Consider the following 20,767-nt stretch of genomic DNA (forward strand, 5'->3'; position numbering starts at 1 on the left):
CCATGTTCAATATACTTGCAAGACAATTTGAAAACCCTAAGGGAATGCTCGGCAAGCTGGCAGGCAAAATTATGTACAGCGAAAATCGGACCATCAACAGCTGGACGGCCAAGAAGCTTAATATTAAGAACAAGGACCGCATCCTTGAAGTCGGATACGGTCCCGGTTATTGCATAAAATATATTATGAACCGATTCCGCTGTGTCTATATCGATGGAGTTGATCTCTCACCAGACATGGCAGCATCTGCGGAAAAGAGGAATAATGAATGGATAGATGAAGGAAGGGTCAGGCTGTTTACAGGAGATATACACAGCATTGCATCAGACCTGGACACCTATCATAAAATTGTTTCAATAAACAATTATCCCCTTTGGACTAAACCAAGGGAAACCCTGGGCATGCTTTATGAAATTACGGAGGCCGGCGGAGAAATTGCCATAACTGTACAGCCGCGCGAGAAAGATGCTGACACCCTTATTACAAAAAATCTGGCAAAAGTCATTGAAGCAGATCTGGCCTCTGCAGGCTACGAAGAAATACAGGCATCCTTTAAGGATGTGCAGCCTGTACTGGCTGTATGTGTGACCGCCAAAAAAGGCAGGCAATAAAAACGGCTGAAATCAAACTTCGATCGCAAGAATAAGCATACTTTTAAAAATGGAGCTCCTTCAGTGAAGGGCTCCATTTTTTCATTTCTTATATTTAGAATCACAGAATCAGCCAATAGACCAGCCCAAAGCTGATGAGCGATACCGCAGCCGATGCAAATAGTCCTGTAAGTAGCGGCATTACGCCGAGTTTGGCAAACTGTTTAAGGTCTGTCTGCAGGCCGACAGCCGCCATGACCATTATAATGACAAACTTTGAAATGCTGCTCAGCAGATCTTGGACTGCAGCTGGAAATGCTCCGAATGAATTGAGCATGCTGACAGCCAGAAACCAGACGATGAACCAGGGAAAGGCTTTTTTGAAAGAACCTGCCCGGCTGCTTTTATCTGCCGTTCCCATCAGGATAGGGAGGATGAGTATCAGCGGCAGAAGGAATATTGTCCTTCCCAGCTTGACCGTGGTCGCAACTTCCCCTGCTTCATTTCCATAAACATATCCGACTGCAATTGCAGAGGAGGTATCATGGACTGCCGTACCTGCCCATATTCCGAAAGCCTGCTCGTTCATATGAAATACATGACCGATGATCGGATATAGAAAAAAGGCAATCAGGTTGAAAAAAACGATTGTCGAGATGGCGTATGCGGTTTCATCGTCCTTTGCCCCCAGGAGACCTTTTACAGCTGAAATGGCCGTTGCTCCGCAAATGCTTGCCCCCACCCCGATCAATAGTGATAAGGTCTTACCAAGCTTCAGAAAATGCCCGAACCAAAGTGTCAGAAGTATGCCTGAGCAAACAGATACAAAAATAATGAGCAGGGATTGCCTCCCTATTTCAAAAATATCAAAAATATTCAGCCCGGCCCCGAGCAATACGACTGCGGCTTTGAGAAGCCTTTTAACCGTCAGTGTAAGCCCCTGTTCAAAAACCGGGTTTATGCCTGCTGTGTTGCGAAGGGCAGCCCCTATCAGGATGGCAAATAATATTCCGCCGACCAAAGGAAAAATGCCGCCCAGAAATTTTGCCGCTGCTGCAATCGCAATAGCCAAAATGACCCCCGGCAACCATTGCGGAAGCCTGGCGGCCGCTTGCTGTAGCCGTTCCATCTTTCTCTCACTACTCCCTGATGATAAGGCAAATTTATAGCTTCTATAAAACTGCTCTTCTCTTATTTTGTTAAAATCCACAAATAATCTTAACATAAAAGGACTCTTAGTAAAATCTGCAGGAATAGCAAGAAAATTCCGATAAAAAAGCATCAGGCCCGAAAGCCTGATGCTCCTTTTATCGGTAAATATTTTTCCGGGTTTCAAGCATACTTCGTCGATATCCAAGTCGCGTCCTTGGCGCTCGATAATCTCCCTCAGCTTTTCTTAGTTGATAAATTCCTTATCAATAAAGTTCGAGAAATCAGGTTTCTCTTTCAGGAACTTTAATGCATAAGAAGAGTCTGCAAATGCCTGGACTGTATCCTCATCCACTTCATAAGTAAAGCCAATGCGTTCCCAGGCTTTGTCTACAACTGACTTTTCCAGCTCCTGGCCAGTAACCTCTTTAATATCCTTGATTGTGATTTCCTTTGCCTGCTCTGGATTCTCTGTAATATATTTCACAGCATCCTTGTGGGCTTCGACAATCTTTTGGATAACTTCAGGATTATCTTCAATTGCTTTTCCTGATGTTACCATGACAGACGCCGGCAGGGTTTCCCCGAAAGCAACTTCATCCCAGCCTATGACAACATTAGCATCGGTTTCTTCTTCAATTACTGCAGCCCATGGTTCAGGAGCAACCGCTACATCAATCTTGCCGGATTTCAGCATATTGGCATATTGTGCCGGATTTCCAGTCAGGTGTTTCATTGTTCCGCCGATCCTTTCGGATGTGATGCCGGACTCTTCCAGGTAAGTTTCGTATTGAACATCATGTGTACATCCGACTGCAGGCGTAATATACGTTTTCCCCGCAAAATCAGCTGCTGTCTTGATGCCGCTGTCTTTACTTGCCAGAACAACTGTGCCGCCTGTAGAAGCTCCGGCAATCAGCTTAACATCTGCTCCAGTAGAATAATTATTCATCGCAGGTCCGGGACCGACCAGACCGGCATCCAAATCACCTGTTTTGAGCGCAGTCATAAACTGGCCACCATCCGCAAAAGTCTTATATTCGATCGTTGTTCCATCTCCAAGGCGCTTCTGGAAGAAGCCCTGGTCCTTTGCAACCATCGCAGGCACATGGTTGATATTCGGGAAGTAGCCGATAACGATTTTTTCTTTAGAGCCCGAGCTGTTTTCTGAGGATCCGCAGCCTGAGAGGATCCCAGCAGCTGTCAATAATGACGCCATGAAGATAAAGGCTTTCTTTTTCATTTTATTTCCCCCTATTTGTTATTTTCAAGTCCCCATCTTTCAAGTACCGATTTTTCAATACGCTGGAAAATCAGCTGGTCCACAATGGAACCAATGACCCCGATAATAATCATGACGGCGATTACAAGGCTCATGTCCCCGAAATCAGAAGCATATCTCAGCGTATACCCGAGTCCCGGACCCGTGCTGAGCAGTTCCCCTGCCATCAATGCACGCCATGCGAATGCCCATGCAAGCCTTGCCCCTGTCACGACATATGGGATTGAGGCTGGGAAGATGACCCTTGTGAACAAGTCGATCCCTGAGGAGCCCATTGTCTGTGCCGCACGAATGAACAATGGTGAAACATTCTTGATTCCGACCCTCATATTCAGGGTCATGACAAAAGTGCCGCCAAGAATGACAACAAAGATGACAGACACTTCATTTAAGCCGAACCACATGATCGCAAGCGGCAGCCAGACGATGCTCGGTACGCTTTGGAGCGCAAGGATGACGGTGCCCAGTGTTTCATCGGCCGTCTTTGATTTGGCAAGCAGAATCCCGAGGGCCGAGCCCAGCACTAGACTGATGCCAAGGCCAATAAGCAGTCTCCTGAAGCTGGCCGCAAGATCATAAAGAAGTGTTTTATCACTGATTCCTGTCACGAGTGATTGGAACACATCAGTCGGCGATGGAAGGATGGTCGGCAGCCACAGGCCCATCCTTGAGCCCAGCTCCCATAAGCCAATGACGATTGCAAAGAAGATGATTCGTTTAATTGCTGGTTTCATTGGCTAATTCCTCGCTTACGACTTTATCGATTTCCTTTTTTAGATAGCTCATAATATGATCTTCTATTTCAAGCATTTCCTTTTTATATTGGTCTCTTGGCCGGGGGAGATCCACCGTGATGTCCTGGAGGATCGTTCCCGGCTTGGTGCCCATCACTATGATGCGGTCAGAGAGCTTAATAGATTCGGAGATGCTGTGGGTCACAAAGAGAATCGTTTTCTTTGTCTCCATCCAGATCTTTTCAAGCTGCTGGTGAAGCCTTGATCTTGTTTGTTCATCTAGGGCCCCAAAGGGTTCATCCATGAGCAGGATCTCAGGATTCATGGCCAGGGCCCGCGCAATTGAGACCCTTTGCTGCATGCCGCCGGACAGTTCATGCGGATAATGGCCGGGATATTTGCCGAGCTGAACCATCTGCAGATATCTGAGTGCTGTCTCCTTAGCCGCACTCTTTGACATTTCCTTTTTCAACGGGAATGTCACATTTTCCAGTACATTCAGCCATGGAAATAATGCGGCCTGCTGGAAAACCATCCCCCTGTCCCTGCCCGGCTTTGTCACCTTCTGCTGATCGATCAGGACACTGCCGCTCGTCGCTGAGGTAAGGCCTGCCACAATATTCAGAAGTGTTGATTTACCGCAGCCGGAAGGACCGAGGATCGATATAAACTGGCCTTTTTCAATGCTCAGGTTTATATCCTTCAGCACATCTGCGGCCATGCCGTTTTTATCAAAATACTGTTTATTTACAGATTGAACATCAATAAACACAGAAAACCACCTATTCTAAGAAATCTTATTATAATACTCGGATATAGTATGTAATTATAATGTATTCACCGGGCATGTCAAGCTTTCAGAATAAATTTAAAACCCATAATAAATTAACGGCATAAACCAAGCATGGCAGAGTATTTCAGCAGCTGGAGAATGGAAAAAAATAAGCCTCCCCCTTAATCGGGAGAGGCTTTTCATTATGGCTGAAAGGCATTTTCCTTTTTGGAAGCTTTAATGAGCTTCTCGATTTCTTCAAGATTATTTTCTTCAAAAAGCTGGACGATTTTGCTTCCGACGATCACACCGTCGCAGATTTGATTCATAGCCTTGACATGTTCGGGGGTCGAGATGCCGAATCCAGCGAGCACGGGCAGCCTGCTTACACTCTTTACCTTTTGCAAATGCTCCTGAAGCTCTCCGGAAAAATCTCTCCTTGCACCCGTTGTCCCTTTGACTGTGACCGCATATAAAAAGCCATTCCCCTTTTCCGAAATTTGCTGTATCCGCTCAATCGGGCTTGTCAATGTAGCAAGCCTGATGATTTCAAGGCCGTCCCTTTCTGCATGGGGTGCAATCAGATCTTCTTCTTCAGGAGGGAGATCTGGAAGGATCAGGCCGTCTACACCAGCCTTGCTTGCTTCCATTGTAAACCGTTCGATTCCATAAGCCATGACAGGATTTACATAAGTCATGATAATGATAGGGATATGGACGATCGGCCTGATCGTTTTCAAGGTTTCAAGGACTGTTTTAAGCGTAGTCCCTTCTTTCAGCGAGCGGATTCCCGCCTTTTCGATGACCGGGCCGTCCGCTACCGGGTCCGAAAAGGGAATGCCCACTTCTACAGCTGTGGCACCGCATTTTTCAAGAAACGTGATTTTGTCCCCCAGTGTGGCAAGCCCGCCATCTCCTGCCATAATATAAGGGATAAAGGCCTTTTCCTCTCTTTCTTTCAAAAGGCGGAACACTTTTTCAATTCTATTCATCCTTCTTCCCTCCTAATCTGGCTTTCACCGTTTCTACGTCCTTGTCCCCCCGCCCTGACAGGCAGACGGCAATTCCTTCACTATTATTCATCGTCCCTGCAAGCTTTAAGGCAAAAGCTACAGCATGGGCGCTTTCGAGTGCCGGAATGATTCCTTCTAGCCTGCACAGCAGCTTAAGCGCTTCAAGAGCTTCCTCATCTGTGATAGATTCATAGACTGCCCTGCCAGTATCCTTAAGATAGCTGTGCTCAGGTCCTACTCCCGGATAATCGAGGCCTGCCGAGATGGAATGTGCTTCCTGGATCTGGCCGTCCTCATCCTGCAGCAGATACATAAGGGCTCCGTGGAGCACACCAGGTTTTCCTTTAGTCAATGATGCCGCATGGTTTCCGGTATCTACCCCAAGGCCTGCTGCTTCCACACCATACATGCGGACACTCTTGTCTTTTATGAAAGGATAAAACATCCCCATGGAATTGCTTCCCCCTCCGATGCAGGCTACAACCGCATCCGGGAGCTTTCCTTCTTTTTCAAGATACTGCTGCTTCGTTTCAGCCCCAATCACGCTTTGGAAGTCCCTAACAATCATCGGGAATGGATGAGGCCCCATTACAGAGCCGAGTATATAGTGTGTGTCTGATACATTGGCTACCCAGTAGCGCAGCGCTTCATTGACTGCGTCTTTCAATGTGCTGCTGCCTGAGCTGACACCGACGACCTTCGCTCCCAGTAGTTCCATCCTGAATACATTCAGTGCCTGCCTTCTGATATCCTCTTCCCCCATATAAATGACGCATTCAAGATTCAGCAGGGCACAGACGGTTGCAGTGGCTACGCCATGCTGCCCTGCCCCAGTTTCTGCAACGATTTTCTTCTTCCCCATGCGGACTGCCAATAAAGCCTGGCCGATCGTATTATTGATTTTATGAGCGCCGGTATGGTTTAAATCCTCCCTTTTCAGGAAAATCTTAGCCCCTCCTGCATGCTTCGTCAGGTTTTCGGCAAAATAAAGCGGCGTTTCCCGGCCAACATAGTCTTTCAGAAGACTGTTCAGTTCCTTTGTAAAGCTTTCATCCTGGAGGGCCTTTTTATATTCTTCCTCCAGTTCTGTAACTGCCTGCATAAGTGTTTCGGGCACATATCTTCCACCGTATATGCCGAAATGCCCTTTTTCATCTGGCATCGTATAGACTGCTGTCATTTTGCTTCCTCCTCATTTTTGAGCGCATTTTTTGCTTCTGCTATAAATTCCGCAATCAGGGCGGGATCTTTTTTTCCGTCCTTTTCCACGCCGCTGCTGACATCAGCCATAAAAGGCGCTGCCTTACGGATTGCTTCTCTTGCATTTTCTGGATTCAAACCGCCTGCAAGGATTACTTTTTTACCGCCAAAATCCCTGCCTTCAAGAATACTCCAGTCAAAGGCGATTCCGTTCCCGCCCCTGTATTTTCCCTTTGGGCTGTCCAGGAGGATATAATCACAAGGATATTCCGCAATCCGGGCAAGATCTTCCTCGCCTTGCACACTCAGGGCTTTAATGACTGGCAGATTGATGCCTGCACAGAATTCCGGAGTCTCATCACCATGAAGCTGGACCATATCCAATCCGGCAATTTCCGCCGTTTTTTCAATTATTTCTTTGGATTCATTAACAAAGACGCCAATCTTCAGGGGCCCGCCGGGAAGCTTTGCTATTATTTCGGCCGCTTCCTCAGGCGCGATGCGGCGCCTGCTTTCGGCAAAAACAAATCCTAATGCATCGGCACCGCTTTTGGCTGCATAAAGACCGTTCTCCAGATCAGTGATGCCGCAGATTTTCACCTTCATGGGATCCGCACCTCCTTTAAAGGAAGCTTCATGCCGCTGAGCGATGATTCAAGATCAGAGGCTTTCATGAAGGTTTCCCCGACAAGGATGCCTCCTGCCCCTGCAGAGACTGCTCTTTTAGCATCCTCGACCGTTTTCATGCCGCTTTCGCTGATCAGAAATGCACCTGATTCTCTAATTGCCGGAGCGAGGCTTTCTGTAACAGAGAGATTTACATTAAATGTCCGCAAATCACGGTTGTTAACCCCTATCAGCCTGCTGCCTGCTGCTATCGCTCTTTCTGCTTCCCCCTCATTGTGAACCTCTACCAGTACCTCAAGATCCAAACTGGAAGCATACTGGTACAGCTCATTCATCTGCCCTTCCCCAAGCGCTGCCGCGATCAACAGAATGATATCGGCCCCTGCACTTTTTGCTTTGGCAATTTGAATATTATCAATCATAAAATCCTTGCAGAGAATCGGGACATCGACAGCGCCTCTGACTGCTGCCAGGTCCTCAAAACTTCCTTTAAAAAAGGACGTGTCAGTTAATACGGAAATAGCATCGGCACCATATTCAACATATTTGGCAGCCTGTTCGGCCGGTGATGCATCCATGCTAATATCGCCTTTTGAAGGCGAAGCCCGCTTGAATTCGGCAATGATGCTCAAATGTTCGGCTGCTTCAAGTCTGGAAATGAAAGACCGTTTTGGTGTTTCAGGGATCTCAGGCAGCCCAAAAGCTTTCAGCCTTGCAACTTCCCGTTTTTTTTCTTCGATAATTTTATCTAAAATGGTCGCCATCTTATATCACCTCTTGTTTGAACTTGCTGCCGGCGTTAACCAGGAGTTCAAGCTTCTCCAGTGCAGCACCGCTGTCAATGCTTACTGCAGCAAGCTTGATTCCCTCCTGGATGGTATCCGCTTTTCCGCCGGCGAAAATGCCAATCCCGCTGTTCAGCAGGACAGTATCACGATATGCCCCTTTTTCGCCGCTGAGCACCTTCCGCAGGATTTCCGCATTTTCCTTTGAATCTCCGCCACGTATTTCTTCATTACTATATATGCCAAGCCCAGTCTCTTCAGGCCGGAGGATTTGCTGTGTAATCTTCCCGTTGTCAAGGATAGCCAAATGGTTCTCTCCCTGGAGGGAAGCTTCGTCCATGTATCCGGCACCGTTCAATACAACCGCTCTTTTACGCCCCAGTTCATTGAGTACCTCTGCAAACATGGAAAGCAAATCCCTTCTGTAGATCCCCAGAAGCTGTGAATCAAGCTCCATCGGATTGGTGAGAGGCCCAATCAGGTTGAAAATCGTCGGAATCCTTAAATCCTTCCTTACCTTCATGATCCTTTTGATCTGAGGATGAACATGCGGTGCATAAAGAAAGGCAATGCCAATTTCCTGGAGGATTTCTTCAAGACGCTCCGGCGCCAGGTTCAGGTTGATCCCCAAGTGCTCCAGGACATCAGCGCTCCCAGTCTTACTGGACACGCTCCTGTTTCCATGCTTGGCAACAGGGATTCCCGCTCCTGCGATGACAAATGCACTGGTTGAGCTGATATTGAAGCTTTTTGATCCATCCCCGCCAGTCCCGCAATTGTCCAGGGCTCCGGGAATTTTCTTTTCAAACCTAAGGCTTCTGCCCCTTAAGCCTTTCACCAGCGCTGCGATTTCAGCAACCGTTTCTCCCTTTGTTTTCAGCCCGACCAGGAAAGCCGCAATTTCACTGTCTGTCACCTCTTCGGACAGCAGGTGGGCCATCGCCTCCATCATCTCTGATTCCGTCAGTTCCGTCCGTTCAGATAAGCGTTCCAGTATGTGCCTCATAGCTATTCTCCTTCCTGATTTCCGATAAAAAGTTTGCCAGCATCCTTTTTCCGTTTATCGTCCCGACTGATTCCGGGTGAAACTGAAGGCCGAAGAGCGGGTAGTCTTCATGTTTGATGGCCATGATTTCCTGATCATCCATCGATCTCGCCAGCACCTTGAATTGTGCCGGAAGCGTTCCGGTCTGGATGACAAGTGAGTGATATCTCATGATATCGATGGGCTGCTCCATGTATTGAAACAAATAAGAGCCGGTATGCTTAAGCTTTGATGTTTTTCCATGCATAATTCTGGAAGCCTTCTCGATACTGGCACCGAATGCCTGGCCAATGGCCTGATGTCCCAGGCAAATCCCGAGGATCGGGATTCTGCTGCAGAATTCCTGGATCAGATTTATGCAAATGCCTGCGTTTTCCGGCCGGCCGGGACCCGGAGACAATACAATGGCTTCAGGTTTCATGCTGCCTATTTCATCAAGGCTGATCTTGTCGTTCCGGACAACCTTTATTTCTTCGCCAAGCTCTCCCAAATACTGATACAGGTTATACGTAAATGAATCGTAGTTATCAATTAATAAAATCATCTTGATCCTCCAAAAATGCCCTTAATTTATGAATGGTTTCTTCATACTCTTTTTCGGGCACCGAGTCATGTACGATGCCTGCCCCAGCCTGGATGTAGGCCTTATTCCCCTTTATCAGCATGGTGCGGATCGCAAGCGCGAAGTCCATACTGCCTCCCGCAGAAAAATAGCCGATCGCCCCTGAATAAACACCCCGCTTGTATTCCTCCAGTTCATTAATAATTTCCATCGCCCTTATTTTCGGTGCGCCTGATACTGTCCCTGCCGGCAGGCAGGCAGCAAGTGAATCTGCGGGTGAATAATCCGGCTTCAGCTTTCCGGATACCTCAGAAACCAAATGGATGACATGCCTGAATTTCTCGGCTTGCATGTATTTCTCTATCTTTACTGAACCGAATTCGCAAACCCTGCCAAGGTCATTTCTGCCAAGGTCCAGGAGCATCCGGTGCTCGGCAAGCTCTTTTTCATCGTTCAAAAGGTCGGCTGACAGCCTTTCATCTTCTTCCTCGTCCTTTCCCCTAGGCCTTGTTCCGGCAATGGGGTTCGTGGTTACTTTGTCAGAATCTGCCTTGATCAGGCTTTCCGGAGATGCACCGGCGACTGCATATTCACCAAAATTCAGAAAATACATATATGGTGAAGGATTCTGAATACGGAGCCTGCGGTAGAACGAGAACGGATCTCCTTCAATGTCTGCCTGCATACGCTGTGAAAGCACCACCTGGAAGATATCTCCCTGGATGATATACTCTTTGGCTTTCTTTACCTTTTCAACAAAAGACTCTTTCGTTTCTGAAGCCGAGTACCTTGATATCTTTATACCGCTGTCAGAAGGACCGGCAGAGCCTTCTTCTATTTCCTTTCTCCGTCCGGCAATCCTGTGCCTTAGGCTCTCTTCTGTCGTATCGGGTGTCAGAGAGGTGCCGATCAGGTAAACTTTCTGTTCAGCATGGTCATAGACAGCCATGATTTCAAAGAACATCAGATGCACATCCGGAACTCCCAATTCATCTTTTGGGATACTTCCGATATCCTCATACTGCCTGATGCTGTCGTACCCGACATAGCCCACCGCTCCTCCTGCTAGGGGAAAGGGTGCATGCATGGGTATTTCAGGAAGCAGTTTTTTTACCATTTCAAGGGCAGGCTCCTCCAATTCGGTTTCTTCTCCTCCCTTGATCAGAATGCTTTTGCCGCCATTCCCCTTTAATTCAAATACAGGATCTGCACCGATAAACGAATATCTTCCTGAGCGCTCATGCTTCAGCGAACTTTCAAGCAGGAATTTTTTTTCCCCGCTGATCCGCTGATAAATGCTGATGGGCGTCAGTATATCACCTTCCAGTTCTTCAATCAGAATGCCTGGTACTGCCTCTGCTCTGCTCATTATTTTTCCTCCTATGCTTTTCTCGGCTCGGCTCCTATAAAAAAAGTCCCCTATACGCACAGGTATTGTGCATATAGAGGACGATATTCCGGACCGCGGTGCCACCTCTGGTTAGAGCAAGAAATGCTCTCTCTTTTCGGGTGCGCAAGACTTTCAGCCCTGCAGACCCTATCCTGATAACGGCGGAATCCCGTGCATCCCTACTTTTTTCAGGATGCCTCTCACAAGTCCATTCACAATGCTGTTCGTGCCGGCTTCCACCACACCCGGCTCTCTGTAACGAACGAATGCTCTGCTACTCCTCTTGTTCAGCGATTTTTATATTCTTATTTGTATAACACAAAAAGGGTCCCTCATCCTTATAAAAAGGACGAGAAACCCGTGGTGCCACCTTCATTAGCTGATCAATCAGCTCACTTTACAGACAGCAGGACAATATTCCTGCCATCTGTCTCTTGTAACGATGAGACTGTTCGCCAAAGCCTACTGCTCAAAAGGGTTCGGTTTGGAGGCTCGGAAGTCCATTCACGATTGCATCTGCACTGATTCCCACCATTCATCAGCTCTCTAAAGCATCTGCAAAAGTTACTACTCTTCGTCATTGCCGTGCGATATATTGATTATTATGATAAATCGGATATATCCGTTTGTCAAATCATTTTTTATATAAATTTATGTAATATTATACAAAGCCTTTTGGAGCTTCGTTTTCCAGACATCCGCCAGCGCCTCTATACTGAGCATCTTCTCCATTGCTTTGGCATCTTTCCGCCCCCGGAAAAAGATTTCATTTCCCTCCAAGACCGAAATATCCTCCTGCTTCCGTTCAAGAAGGATCATTGGTGAATCTTTCCGGACAACGCCTGGTTCGATCACCCTGAAAAAATATCCTGTAAATCCTGTCTCCACGATTCTTGCCAGCAGCTTATCTGCTTCATTGAACTTAGAGATGGTCGAGCACGGCACCCGCCCCTGGGTGATTTGGATGACCGCATCGCCCAGTGTGAAAATATCCCCGATGAAAACATCTTCTTCCTTCATATTTTCTGCACAGATATTCTCTCCGAATGCCGGGGGCTGAAATACTTTTCCAAATTCTTTTTCCCACATGCTGTAATGCTCGTAAGGATACAAACATACTGCCCTGTCAGGGCCGCCATGGAAATCAGGATTGGCGACACCGTCGCCGGCAAAACCCTCTGGCGCCAGTCTGGCTTCCTCCAGTGGAGTTTTCCCTATTGCAGAAGTTTCTTTTTTTCCTTTCCAGTCAAATTGCTTTGGTTTGCCTATGCTGAATTCAATAATCCGGCCTTTCATTGCTTTTTTCCCCTCCATGAACCCAATTAGTCTGCCCGCTGGCATTATTCCCTATTCTATCTCTTTTGGCGGAATGTTCCAACCCTTCTCTTTGCCAAAAAATAGCAGGGAAAGAAGTCAGCCTGTTTGCTAATAGTAATAGTATCAACACAGGAGGCAGGTTTTCAAATGGAGCATGTGGAGAAAGTCGTTTTAAAGAAATCCAAGAAAAAAGCAAAGGAAAAGAAAAGCCAGAAGAATAATGACACGCATAATCAAAAATGGGCTGTCCTTTCTATTTCCTCAATCCCTCTAGTTATGACACTGGGGAATTCCATGCTTATTCCAGTTCTGCCTGTCATGGAGCGGGAGCTTGGCATTTCTTCCTTCCAGTCCAGTATGATCATTACGGTGTACAGCATTGTGGCCATTATTCTGATACCGCTTGCCGGATACCTTTCAGACCATATCGGAAGGAAAAAGGTTATCATTCCCAGTCTCCTGATTGCTGCTGTCGGCGGTCTTATATCCGGCTGGGCATCCTGGAAGATGGCTGATCCCTACTGGCTTATCCTTATTGGAAGATCACTGCAGGGGATTGGCGCAGCTGGAGGGGCGCCTATTGTCATGCCTTTGGTGGGGGATATGTTCAAGAACGAGGAAGAAGTCAGCAGTTCTCTTGGAGTGATAGAAACTTCAAACACCTTTGGCAAGGTATTAAGCCCGATTCTTGGCGCCTTTTTGGCAGGTTTCCTATGGTTTTTGCCTTTTTTTGCTTTTCCGGTATTTTGTGCCATCTCTATCCTTCTGATGGTCTTGCTGGTAAAAACACCTGAGAAGCGGACAGAGCCTATTCCCTTTAAAGCTTTTTTCAAAAAAATCAAGGAAATCTTCAAAAATAATGGCAAATGGCTTTATGCCATTTTTGTGGCAGGCATCATATTAATGTTCGTATTATTCGGAGTGCTGTTTCACCTCTCTGATATCCTTGAAAAGCAGTATGATATCAAAGATGTGAAAAAAGGGCTGTTTCTTGCCATTCCATTAGGCGCCCTATGTTTATCGTCCTATATTACCGGAAAGCTGATCAAAGAGAATAAGTCGCTGATGAAGTGGATTACTTTTTCCGGCAGCATCCTGCTGGCTGCCTCAGTCGGAATCCTTGGATTCTCAACCAATCTCTGGTTTCTCATGGCCATGTTTGCTGTAGGGGGAATCGGAATCGGTGTCAGCCTGCCCTGCCTGGATGCCCTGATCACTGAGGGCATTGAGAAGGAAGAAAGAGGGACGATCAGCTCACTGTACAGCTCGATGAGGTTCATCGGCGTAGCAGCAGGCCCGCCAGCTGTCGCAATCATCGTTAAGCAGTCAGATCAGCTCTTGTTTTATATATTATGCGGAGTTTCCATTCTCGCTGCACTGGCAGTCCTGTTTGCCATAAAGCCGGATAAAAAGGGGTAGGGGAGCATACAGCGGGTCTTCCGGAAAAGAATGAATCGGCAAACCAAAAGCCCGGCAAAATAGCCGGGCTTTAAGTCATTTTATCGCTTTCTCCAGGCTTCCTGTCATTTCGTTCAGCTCGCGGATGTTTTCAACAATTCCCATTACCCGCTGTTCCTGCACTTCTGCGCTTGCCAGCACTTCTTCAACGGAAGCTGCCGACTGCTCGGTGATGGCTGCAACAGCAGTCATTTCTTCCCGGACGCTGGCTGCAGCCTCCTGGAGCTGCTCATTGAGTGACCTTAGATATTCCGCCTGTCCCAAGACAGCAGAAGACTGTTCCTGGATAGATGAGAACAGGTTCTCCGCCTCTTCCGCTGACTGCCTTCCATCAGAGACCTCTGCCATACCGTTCCCGATCAGCTCCGCTGCCTCCTTGAATGTGCCTTGAATCCCTTCCAGAATCCCTGTTATCCGGCCGGAAGCATCATGAGCCTGCTGGGCAAGCTTTCTGACCTCCTCGGCCACAACGGCAAACCCCTTGCCATGCTCGCCTGCCCGGGCTGCTTCAATTGCGGCGTTCAGTGATAATAGATTGGTTTGATCTGCAATGCCGGCAATCAGTTTGACAATGCCCTCAATCTGTTTGTTTTCCTCATTGACCTTCGCCATGACAGAATTGGTCGTTTCAACCATCATTCCAATCCTGTTCATTTTTTCATAGAGCCTGTCCATCTTTTCTTTACCCTGCAGCGTCATTTCAGCCGAAGCAGTTGAAGAGGCTTCCATGATGCCTGATGCCTCATTTGCCTTCAGAACTCCATCATACACATCCTGAATAGCGGAATTAACATCTGTAATACTTGCAGCCTGAGATTCAATCCCTCCTGCAAGCTCCTGGAAAGCGAGGACCACCTCACCTGTAATTTTTCCCGTTACCTCTGCATTTTCATTCAATCCTCGGTTTGACTTTCCCAATACCTCGATTGTTCTTTGAACTTCCTGCAGGACCACTTCCGTTTTCTGCTTTTGGAGCTCTGACTGCTTTCTGCCTGATTCAACTTTTTTCAGCATCCCGCTCCCCAGCACGCTTTGGGCGGTAAGAGCCGAAAGCACCAAAATGAAAAATGCATTAACAGCCAGTTTATCAACCTCGCCATAATCCGGTTTAACAGCCAGGAAATAGTTCATCATCACCAGTGCGATCAGTCCATTCAAGAGAAGCGGCCGGTAATTATGATACAGGGATATGATCCCAAGCGCTAAAAAGAAAATAAGCAAATTTGTGAATTCAGCAGTCGATTGGACAAAAAAGAAAGAAACGACTGCCAATCCTATTGATATAAAATACATGATAAGAGGGATGGCCTTTTTCCTCCAAATCATAAAGCTGCAAAACAGGGAGAATGGCCCTCCCGCTGCCAATATGGTCACTACTGTTTTGGGTGTATCCGATGCTACTGCAACCCCAAGTATCACGCATGCCCATAAAAGATAGACAAGCAATAGATTCCCTTTATGCAGGTCAGCCAAGTAATCTGTCATATATATTCTCCTGATCATCTATTCCTAAATTTACTCAGCATAAATTCAGTAACTTTATTATAATGGGAAATAATACCTAAGAAAAGCTTTTTTACGCTAAAAAGAACAGCACTCTGGCTGTTCTAAATTTTTGCCTCCGAAAAAAGGAATCCAAGTATAACCTGGTTAAAAGCTTGCCATTTTTTTGTAGGCAGCTGATGGGCCACTTTTTTAATGACAGCTGATTGACAATCAATGTGCTTTTTGTATGATCTGATATGCTGATTGGCAAAATCGCGGGAACCGTACATCAGAAGCAGCGGAGCCTTGAGCTCTTTCAGCCTGTCTGTGCAACTATAATGCAGTGACTGGCCGTAGAACTGGAACCATATCTGTTTGTCTGCAAGCTCCATATGCTCCGCCAGCCTGGCCCGGTAAGCATGATCTCGCGTATGGCTTGCCGCAAGCAGCGGGATCAGGATATCCGGATGATGCTTGATCATATACATGCCTGCAAGATGTTCATACTTAAATGCAGCTGACTGGACCTCCGGGTAGCCGCTTGCCAGGATGAGCGCGGCAGCCCTCTCCGGATAAGTGAGGGCAAATTCCTGTGCGATCAGCCCCCCGGCAGAATATCCAAGAACTGCTGCTCTTTCAATCTTCAGGGAATCCAGCAGAGCGGCTATTTCATTAGCATACCCGCCAATAGATATGTTTGTCTGACAGACAGGTGATCTGCCGTGCCCGCTGAGATCTGGAAGAATAACCCTGAACCATCCAGAAAGGGGCTTTTGGCATTCAAAAACCGCGCTTCCCATACCAGGCGGGTGAATGAAGACTAACGGAATCCCGCTCCCCATCTCTTCATAAAAAATCCTCCCGCACCGATATTCAAAACTGGCCAAAGTCAGTGAGGCCTCTGTTTCTCAGCTTTCTTTTCTGAAGCTGTCATATCCTTTGAAAACTCCATATCGTTTATGCTCTTGGCGCTTTGCAGGCCGGATTTCGTTTTTCTATTGCGCTTAGTCATGAAATTTAGTCTCCTTCTGAAGCATGATTGGACAGCCATTACTGCTGCGTAATGTCTCCAGCCATATCCCTGGCTGCCTTAATAGTATGGCTCGCATTAGAGAACTGCCATGCACCTGAAACGGATTGCCTTGATTTACCGGCTGGCTAGATCCTGCCGCCTCTTTCCTTGTAATTTCCCAGCAGTCCCAGCTCATTATTCAGAAGGATTTCCATCTGTTCTATATCACTTCGATCCACAACGCCGTCTTTCTCATTCCATCCGATGCTGTAAACAAGGAAATACCCCCTGACCCGGCGGAAAATAACAGTGGTATTCGGGTACTTATCAAAGACTGCTTTTCTTTGCCCCCTCCGCATATAGCCCCATTTTAAAATGTCCATACAATCCCTGCAATCTGATTAGTTTTTTACCCTTTACCCTAATCCATGGGGATTATCACATAAACAGAAAAAGCCGCATTTCTGCGGCTGTGCTTTTTCCTTTTATCTTTCACCAGACAAATTTCCGCCAAGATCCGGTTTGTCTTCAGTCTTCGGCGTCTCGTCGTTTCGCATTCCCCGGTCGCTCCAGTCTTCGCTGCTTTCATTTTGCTCTTCAATTTGTTCATCAAGCTGCCTCATGTCAGCCGGATCAACATAGCGGGAAGGAATAACTCTGTTGCTGTCATTATTAGGCTGATTGACCTGGTCGTTATCAAAACCATCGCCATTATTGCGCATTGGTGTATAATTCATCTCTTCCGGCTCATTCATTTGATTGTTGTTTGTCCCGCAGGCTGACAAAGGCAGGACAATGGACAATATCGCCAGAATGGATGCTGCTCTTTTTTTCACTAAGAATTCCTCCTCAAAATGTGATCTTTTTTAGTATGTTCACATTAGAGAAGGTTAAAATGCGTAATATTATCAGCCCGGGAAATGCTTGCTAATACTGAAGCCGGGGTTTCGCTGGATCACAGTCCGGCCTCCCTTCTGACTGTGCCTCGGCTAGCTTAGACAAATAATAGCATTCTTCCCTGAACATATGGTCGGCCATCAGGGGAGCAAACGTTCCGAGGGCCTGGTTTGAGAGTTCAAGCTCTTCAATTTCATCCAGGAAATTCATAAATAACTTCATCTCGAGCTTGACGTTTTTGTTAAACCGGTCCAGTGCCGGAAAGCTTTGGATATTCGTCCTCAAAAATCCGGTAAGCTCTACAGCCTTTAAGTAAAAGCCCTCAAAATGATTTGTATAATCATCGCTTTTTTCTTTAATCATCTTCTCGATCCGGTCCATATTGTCTGATATCGCACCAGCATGACCCGCAGCATCAAGCAGCCAGATCAGATGATGATGAAGCTCATGAAATACTGGCGGAGCTTCACCTTTTTTTAAGTAACTAAGCACAAGCAGGTATTCCTCAAGCTCGTTCACCATATGGTTGATGAAGGTCGGGCCAAGATGTATTTTGATTTTGCCGGTCAGATGCTCTTCAATCAGCTTCAGCTTAAAGCCTCGCAGCTTTTCAGCCTCTCCTTCTGCCAGTATGCCTAATTGTATAGGATCTGCGCTTCCTGACTGTGCGAGCAATTCATCGAAGACCGTTATAAAATATTCCGCTGTCCGGATATTTTCCTTTTCAGACGGCGCCAGGGCATCATGGATGAACCGCGCATGATCCCCGAGGATCTGCAGCCAGAATCCGTTTTCTTCCTTTGCTGCTTCTTCGAATGTTTTGGCCATATGTTTCCCTCCCTGTTAAAACTTCTTCTCTCATTCATATTAAACTTGACTGAGAATATGCCTGGCCCAAGAAGCAGGATTAAGCACGGACTGAAAAGGGTTTACTGCAGGAGCGGCGAATAGTATTGTAAATTCCCTTGAATTGGAGGTATGAAAGATGACTACAGCCATTATTCTGTATCCCGGATTCAGCGAGTACGAATTATCAGCCGTCATTTCTGTATTGACGCAGGCAAATCATCCAAAGGTCTTCATCGGCCTTGATGATGAACCTGTAATAGGAGAAGCAGGGCTTTCGTGCAATCCCGATATTTCTCTTAATGAGGCAGAGATTTCCCAATACCAGAGTCTGATACTTCCAGGTGTTGATGATTTCAAGCACCTGCTGGCGGAAGATGACTTGTTCAGCTTTATCCGGAGCGGATATAAACAAGATGCCGTCATTGCCGCAATTTCCAGTGCGCCTTATCTTATGGCGAAATCCGGCATCCTGGATGACCGTTCTTACACAGCGGGTATTTCCAAACAGTCCAGGGAGTTCTTAGGGGTTTTCAATGAAGAAAGATATGTAGACGCCCCTTATGTGTTTGACAGGGGAATATTGACAGCGAAGGGCAATGCCTTTGTGGACTTTGCCATTAAATTCGGCCAGGTGCTGGAGCTTGATTTTAACCCTGGCTGGTATCGGTGAGATACTATTGAGAAAAGAAAAAACCGGAAAGCACAGAGGCTTTCCGGTCATTTTTACTTCACTTGTGCTGCAGGTTTTTTAAAGATTCCCAACAGGACGGCAGATACAACCGAGCCAATCAGGATAGCCAAAAGATACAGCAGCGCATTTCCTTCTACTAGGAAGGAAACAAACACTCCGCCGTGAGGTGCCCGGAGGCCGATGTTAAAGAGCATGGACAGAGCGCCGGTTGTGGCAGCACCCGCCATGATAGATGGGATGACCCTGATTGGATCTGCTGCCGCAAATGGGATGGCACCTTCCGTGATGAAAGATACACCCATGATATAGTTGACAGTGCCTGCATCTCTTTCCTGTTTCGTGAATTTATTCTTAAAGAAAGTAGTAGCCAGAGCGATGGCAAGCGGCGGAACCATACCTGCCGCCATGATGGCAGCCATCGGCTCATAGACGCCGTTTGCCAGGAGGCCTGTTCCAAATACATATGCTGACTTGTTGACAGGGCCTCCCATATCAAAGGCCATCATAAGGCCCAGTACAATACCCAGCAGTACAGCATTGGCGGTGCCGAGACCGGCAAGCCAGTCTGTAATCGCATTATTCAGTGCACCGACTGGCTCATTCACTGCATACAGCATGGCAAGGCCAGTCAGTAATATTCCAAGAAGCGGGTAAAGCAGAATCGTCTTTATTCCTTCAAGAGCAGCCGGAAGCCCGGATAGGAGCTTCTTAAGCAGTACAACAATGTAACCGGCAAGGAATCCGGCGATCAAGCCGCCAAGGAATCCAGCCCCGCCGCTCGCTGCCATGAAACCACCGACCATACCAGGTGCAAAGCCCGGACGGTCCGCGATGCTCATTGCAATGAAGCCGGCAAGCACAGGAACCAGCAGGCCAAAGGCATTGCCGCCGCCGATTGTCATAAGTGCCGCTGCAAATTCATTGTAAGAAGGATCGTTCGGATCCGCAGAGTTATAGCCGAACATAAAGGAAATCGCAATCAGGATTCCGCCGCCGACAACAAACGGAAGCATATTGGAAACACCGTTCATCAAATGCTTGTAGATGCCGCCCTTTTTCTCCTTATTTCCGCTGTCTTCAGATGAAGCATTGCCTGATCCCTGATAGACCGGCGCATCTTTTTTAACAGCCCTGTCAATAAGCTCCTTAGGCTTTCGGATGCCGTCTGCTACAGCGGTCTGAATGACATGCTTCCCTTTGAAGCGTTCCATTTCCACTTTTGTGTCTGCTGCCACAATAACAGCAGCTGCGTTTTCAATTTCTTCCCGGGTGAGGACATTTTTAGCTCCGCCGGAACCATTGGTCTCTACCTTAATATCAATGCCCAGCTCAGCCGCTTTTGCTTTCAGGGAATCTGCTGCCATGTAGGTATGTGCAATTCCTGTAGGGCAGGCTGTGACGGCGACGATGAAATCTTTTTTGTTTTCCATGCTCTGCTCTTCTTCTTCGCCTTCTTCATCATGTGCATTAATGATATTCAAAACGGTTTCCGCAGAATCCGCTTCCATAAGCTCCCTGCGCACTTCTTCTCTCATAAGGATGGAAGAAAGGCGGGAAAGTGCCTCAAGGTGGGTATTGTTCGCACCTTCAGGGGCAGCAATCATGAAGAATAGATGTGACGGCTGTCCGTCCAGTGAATCATAATCCACCCCTTCAGCTGACTTGCCGAACGCAATTGCAGCATTGGAAACCGCCGCGGTTTTCGCATGGGGAATCGCAATGCTGTCCCCGATCCCCGTAGTGCTCTGTTCTTCTCTTTTAAGAATGGCCTCTTTGAAAGCGGAAATATCATTAAGCTTTCCAGCTCTATCCAGTGTCTCTGCCAGCTGGTCAATCGCTCCGCGCTTATCCCTGCCATTAATAGAGAGCAGGATTGTATCTTTTGTCAACAGCTCTGTAATTTTCATAA

General features: G+C 47.2%; 21 protein-coding genes, 1 pseudogene and 2 other annotated features. Of the genes and pseudogenes, 3 read left to right on the forward strand and 19 right to left on the reverse strand.

The window, feature by feature from the left end; translation table 11 throughout:
• Positions 1 to 2: 2 nt before the first annotated feature.
• Positions 3 to 611, forward strand: a complete 609-nt coding sequence (locus tag RBB45_RS20045; protein ID WP_009795585.1) for a methyltransferase domain-containing protein — start codon at positions 3 to 5, stop codon at positions 609 to 611.
• Between the two features lie 100 nt (positions 612 to 711).
• Here RBB45_RS20045 and RBB45_RS20050 read toward each other — a convergent pair whose 3' ends face one another.
• The 12 genes from RBB45_RS20050 to RBB45_RS20105 form a co-directional block, all read right to left on the reverse strand.
• Positions 712 to 1,719, reverse strand: a complete 1,008-nt coding sequence (locus tag RBB45_RS20050) for a YeiH family protein (RefSeq protein ID WP_035403395.1) — start codon at positions 1,717 to 1,719, stop codon at positions 712 to 714.
• Between the two features lie 267 nt (positions 1,720 to 1,986).
• On the reverse strand, positions 1,987 to 2,982 hold the full coding sequence (locus RBB45_RS20055; protein WP_009795583.1) for an aliphatic sulfonate ABC transporter substrate-binding protein: 996 nt from the start codon (positions 2,980 to 2,982) through the stop codon (positions 1,987 to 1,989).
• A gap of 11 nt (positions 2,983 to 2,993) precedes the next feature.
• Positions 2,994 to 3,755, reverse strand: coding sequence for an ABC transporter permease (locus RBB45_RS20060; RefSeq protein WP_094768947.1), 762 nt, complete (start codon positions 3,753 to 3,755; stop codon positions 2,994 to 2,996).
• A complete protein-coding gene (locus RBB45_RS20065; protein ID WP_009795581.1) occupies positions 3,739 to 4,527 on the reverse strand; it encodes an ABC transporter ATP-binding protein in 789 nt (262 codons plus the stop codon). Before RBB45_RS20065 ends, RBB45_RS20060 begins: the two co-directional genes overlap by 17 nt.
• Positions 4,528 to 4,730: 203 nt before the next feature.
• Complete coding sequence (gene trpA, locus RBB45_RS20070) at positions 4,731 to 5,519, reverse strand: tryptophan synthase subunit alpha (protein ID WP_148949233.1); 789 nt, start codon at positions 5,517 to 5,519, stop codon at positions 4,731 to 4,733.
• Positions 5,512 to 6,720, reverse strand: a complete 1,209-nt coding sequence (trpB, locus tag RBB45_RS20075; RefSeq protein WP_009795579.1) for a tryptophan synthase subunit beta — start codon at positions 6,718 to 6,720, stop codon at positions 5,512 to 5,514. Before trpB ends, trpA begins: the two co-directional genes overlap by 8 nt.
• Positions 6,717 to 7,346: a phosphoribosylanthranilate isomerase gene (locus RBB45_RS20080; RefSeq protein WP_224950787.1), complete on the reverse strand. Its 630-nt coding sequence runs from the start codon at positions 7,344 to 7,346 to the stop codon at positions 6,717 to 6,719. The genes trpB and RBB45_RS20080 overlap by 4 nt, the downstream gene beginning before the upstream one ends.
• Positions 7,343 to 8,131 (reverse strand): indole-3-glycerol phosphate synthase TrpC, encoded by a 789-nt coding sequence (gene trpC, locus RBB45_RS20085; RefSeq protein WP_101548354.1) that lies wholly within the window; start codon positions 8,129 to 8,131, stop codon positions 7,343 to 7,345. The genes RBB45_RS20080 and trpC overlap by 4 nt, the downstream gene beginning before the upstream one ends.
• 1 nt (position 8,132) lies before the next feature.
• Positions 8,133 to 9,158, reverse strand: coding sequence for an anthranilate phosphoribosyltransferase (trpD, locus tag RBB45_RS20090; protein WP_253617322.1), 1,026 nt, complete (start codon positions 9,156 to 9,158; stop codon positions 8,133 to 8,135).
• Positions 9,130 to 9,741 (reverse strand): anthranilate synthase component II, encoded by a 612-nt coding sequence (locus tag RBB45_RS20095; protein ID WP_009795575.1) that lies wholly within the window; start codon positions 9,739 to 9,741, stop codon positions 9,130 to 9,132. Before RBB45_RS20095 ends, trpD begins: the two co-directional genes overlap by 29 nt.
• On the reverse strand, positions 9,725 to 11,128 hold the full coding sequence (trpE, locus tag RBB45_RS20100; RefSeq protein WP_094768951.1) for an anthranilate synthase component I: 1,404 nt from the start codon (positions 11,126 to 11,128) through the stop codon (positions 9,725 to 9,727). The genes RBB45_RS20095 and trpE overlap by 17 nt, the downstream gene beginning before the upstream one ends.
• Before the next feature lie 73 nt (positions 11,129 to 11,201).
• Positions 11,202 to 11,449, reverse strand: a binding site (T-box leader).
• A 42-nt stretch (positions 11,450 to 11,491) separates the two neighbouring features.
• Positions 11,492 to 11,739 (reverse strand) — a binding site (T-box leader).
• A 61-nt stretch (positions 11,740 to 11,800) separates the two neighbouring features.
• Entirely contained in the window at positions 11,801 to 12,445 is a 645-nt protein-coding gene (locus tag RBB45_RS20105; RefSeq protein ID WP_253617323.1) for an MOSC domain-containing protein, read from the reverse strand.
• Positions 12,446 to 12,613: 168 nt separating this feature from the next.
• On the opposite strand from RBB45_RS20105, the gene bcbE reads away from it, so the two are divergent.
• The gene (gene bcbE / locus RBB45_RS20110) at positions 12,614 to 13,885 is read left to right on the forward strand and encodes a bacillibactin exporter BcbE (protein ID WP_148949231.1); all 1,272 of its coding nucleotides are present in this window, start codon (positions 12,614 to 12,616) and stop codon (positions 13,883 to 13,885) included.
• 75 nt (positions 13,886 to 13,960) lie between these two features.
• Here bcbE and RBB45_RS26435 read toward each other — a convergent pair.
• From RBB45_RS26435 to RBB45_RS20140, 6 genes and pseudogenes are all read right to left on the reverse strand, one after another.
• A pseudogene (locus RBB45_RS26435) lies at positions 13,961 to 14,515 on the reverse strand (methyl-accepting chemotaxis protein); the annotation flags it as partial.
• 1,016 nt (positions 14,516 to 15,531) lie between these two features.
• The gene (locus RBB45_RS20120; RefSeq protein ID WP_306010250.1) at positions 15,532 to 16,296 is read right to left on the reverse strand and encodes an alpha/beta fold hydrolase; all 765 of its coding nucleotides are present in this window, start codon (positions 16,294 to 16,296) and stop codon (positions 15,532 to 15,534) included.
• A 2-nt stretch (positions 16,297 to 16,298) separates the two neighbouring features.
• The gene (locus RBB45_RS20125) at positions 16,299 to 16,421 is read right to left on the reverse strand and encodes a hypothetical protein (protein ID WP_009795568.1); all 123 of its coding nucleotides are present in this window, start codon (positions 16,419 to 16,421) and stop codon (positions 16,299 to 16,301) included.
• A 146-nt stretch (positions 16,422 to 16,567) separates the two neighbouring features.
• Positions 16,568 to 16,804 carry a hypothetical protein gene (locus RBB45_RS20130; protein WP_009795567.1) on the reverse strand — a complete coding sequence of 79 codons (237 nt, stop codon included), beginning with the start codon at positions 16,802 to 16,804 and terminating at the stop codon, positions 16,568 to 16,570.
• Positions 16,805 to 16,906: 102 nt separating this feature from the next.
• Complete coding sequence (locus RBB45_RS20135) at positions 16,907 to 17,257, reverse strand: hypothetical protein (RefSeq protein ID WP_009795566.1); 351 nt, start codon at positions 17,255 to 17,257, stop codon at positions 16,907 to 16,909.
• A 91-nt stretch (positions 17,258 to 17,348) separates the two neighbouring features.
• Positions 17,349 to 18,146 carry a DUF2935 domain-containing protein gene (locus RBB45_RS20140; protein WP_306010251.1) on the reverse strand — a complete coding sequence of 266 codons (798 nt, stop codon included), beginning with the start codon at positions 18,144 to 18,146 and terminating at the stop codon, positions 17,349 to 17,351.
• A gap of 157 nt (positions 18,147 to 18,303) precedes the next feature.
• Here RBB45_RS20140 and RBB45_RS20145 point away from each other — a divergent pair, with 157 nt between their 5' ends.
• Positions 18,304 to 18,837: a DJ-1/PfpI family protein gene (locus RBB45_RS20145; protein WP_094768956.1), complete on the forward strand. Its 534-nt coding sequence runs from the start codon at positions 18,304 to 18,306 to the stop codon at positions 18,835 to 18,837.
• A 53-nt stretch (positions 18,838 to 18,890) separates the two neighbouring features.
• Here RBB45_RS20145 and RBB45_RS20150 read toward each other — a convergent pair whose 3' ends face one another.
• Positions 18,891 to 20,765: a PTS fructose transporter subunit IIABC gene (locus tag RBB45_RS20150; protein ID WP_306010252.1), complete on the reverse strand. Its 1,875-nt coding sequence runs from the start codon at positions 20,763 to 20,765 to the stop codon at positions 18,891 to 18,893.
• Positions 20,766 to 20,767 lie beyond the last annotated feature (2 nt).

The organism is Bacillus sp. MMSF_3328 (assembly GCF_030733525.1).
Classification (GTDB): Bacteria; Bacillota; Bacilli; order Bacillales; family Cytobacillaceae; genus Bacillus_AB; species Bacillus_AB infantis.

Bases quoted from the DNA above. Each gene is read 5' to 3' on its own strand.
- RBB45_RS20045 (WP_009795585.1), top strand. From the start codon at position 3: ATGTTCAATATACTTGCAAGACAATTTGAAAACCCTAAGGGAATGCTC.
- RBB45_RS20050 (WP_035403395.1), bottom strand. From the start codon at position 1,719: ATGGAACGGCTACAGCAAGCGGCCGCCAGGCTTCCGCAATGGTTGCCG.
- RBB45_RS20055 (WP_009795583.1), bottom strand. From the start codon at position 2,982: ATGAAAAAGAAAGCCTTTATCTTCATGGCGTCATTATTGACAGCTGCT.
- RBB45_RS20060 (WP_094768947.1), bottom strand. From the start codon at position 3,755: ATGAAACCAGCAATTAAACGAATCATCTTCTTTGCAATCGTCATTGGC.
- trpA (WP_148949233.1), bottom strand. From the start codon at position 5,519: ATGAATAGAATTGAAAAAGTGTTCCGCCTTTTGAAAGAAAGAGAGGAA.
- trpB (WP_009795579.1), bottom strand. From the start codon at position 6,720: ATGACAGCAGTCTATACGATGCCAGATGAAAAAGGGCATTTCGGCATA.
- RBB45_RS20080 (WP_224950787.1), bottom strand. From the start codon at position 7,346: ATGAAGGTGAAAATCTGCGGCATCACTGATCTGGAGAACGGTCTTTAT.
- trpC (WP_101548354.1), bottom strand. From the start codon at position 8,131: ATGGCGACCATTTTAGATAAAATTATCGAAGAAAAAAAACGGGAAGTT.
- trpD (WP_253617322.1), bottom strand. From the start codon at position 9,158: ATGAGGCACATACTGGAACGCTTATCTGAACGGACGGAACTGACGGAA.
- RBB45_RS20095 (WP_009795575.1), bottom strand. From the start codon at position 9,741: ATGATTTTATTAATTGATAACTACGATTCATTTACGTATAACCTGTAT.
- trpE (WP_094768951.1), bottom strand. From the start codon at position 11,128: ATGAGCAGAGCAGAGGCAGTACCAGGCATTCTGATTGAAGAACTGGAA.
- RBB45_RS20105 (WP_253617323.1), bottom strand. From the start codon at position 12,445: ATGAAAGGCCGGATTATTGAATTCAGCATAGGCAAACCAAAGCAATTT.
- bcbE (WP_148949231.1), top strand. From the start codon at position 12,614: ATGGAGCATGTGGAGAAAGTCGTTTTAAAGAAATCCAAGAAAAAAGCA.
- RBB45_RS20125 (WP_009795568.1), bottom strand. From the start codon at position 16,421: ATGACTAAGCGCAATAGAAAAACGAAATCCGGCCTGCAAAGCGCCAAG.
- RBB45_RS20130 (WP_009795567.1), bottom strand. From the start codon at position 16,804: ATGGACATTTTAAAATGGGGCTATATGCGGAGGGGGCAAAGAAAAGCA.
- RBB45_RS20140 (WP_306010251.1), bottom strand. From the start codon at position 18,146: ATGGCCAAAACATTCGAAGAAGCAGCAAAGGAAGAAAACGGATTCTGG.
- RBB45_RS20145 (WP_094768956.1), top strand. From the start codon at position 18,304: ATGACTACAGCCATTATTCTGTATCCCGGATTCAGCGAGTACGAATTA.
- RBB45_RS20150 (WP_306010252.1), bottom strand. From the start codon at position 20,765: ATGAAAATTACAGAGCTGTTGACAAAAGATACAATCCTGCTCTCTATT.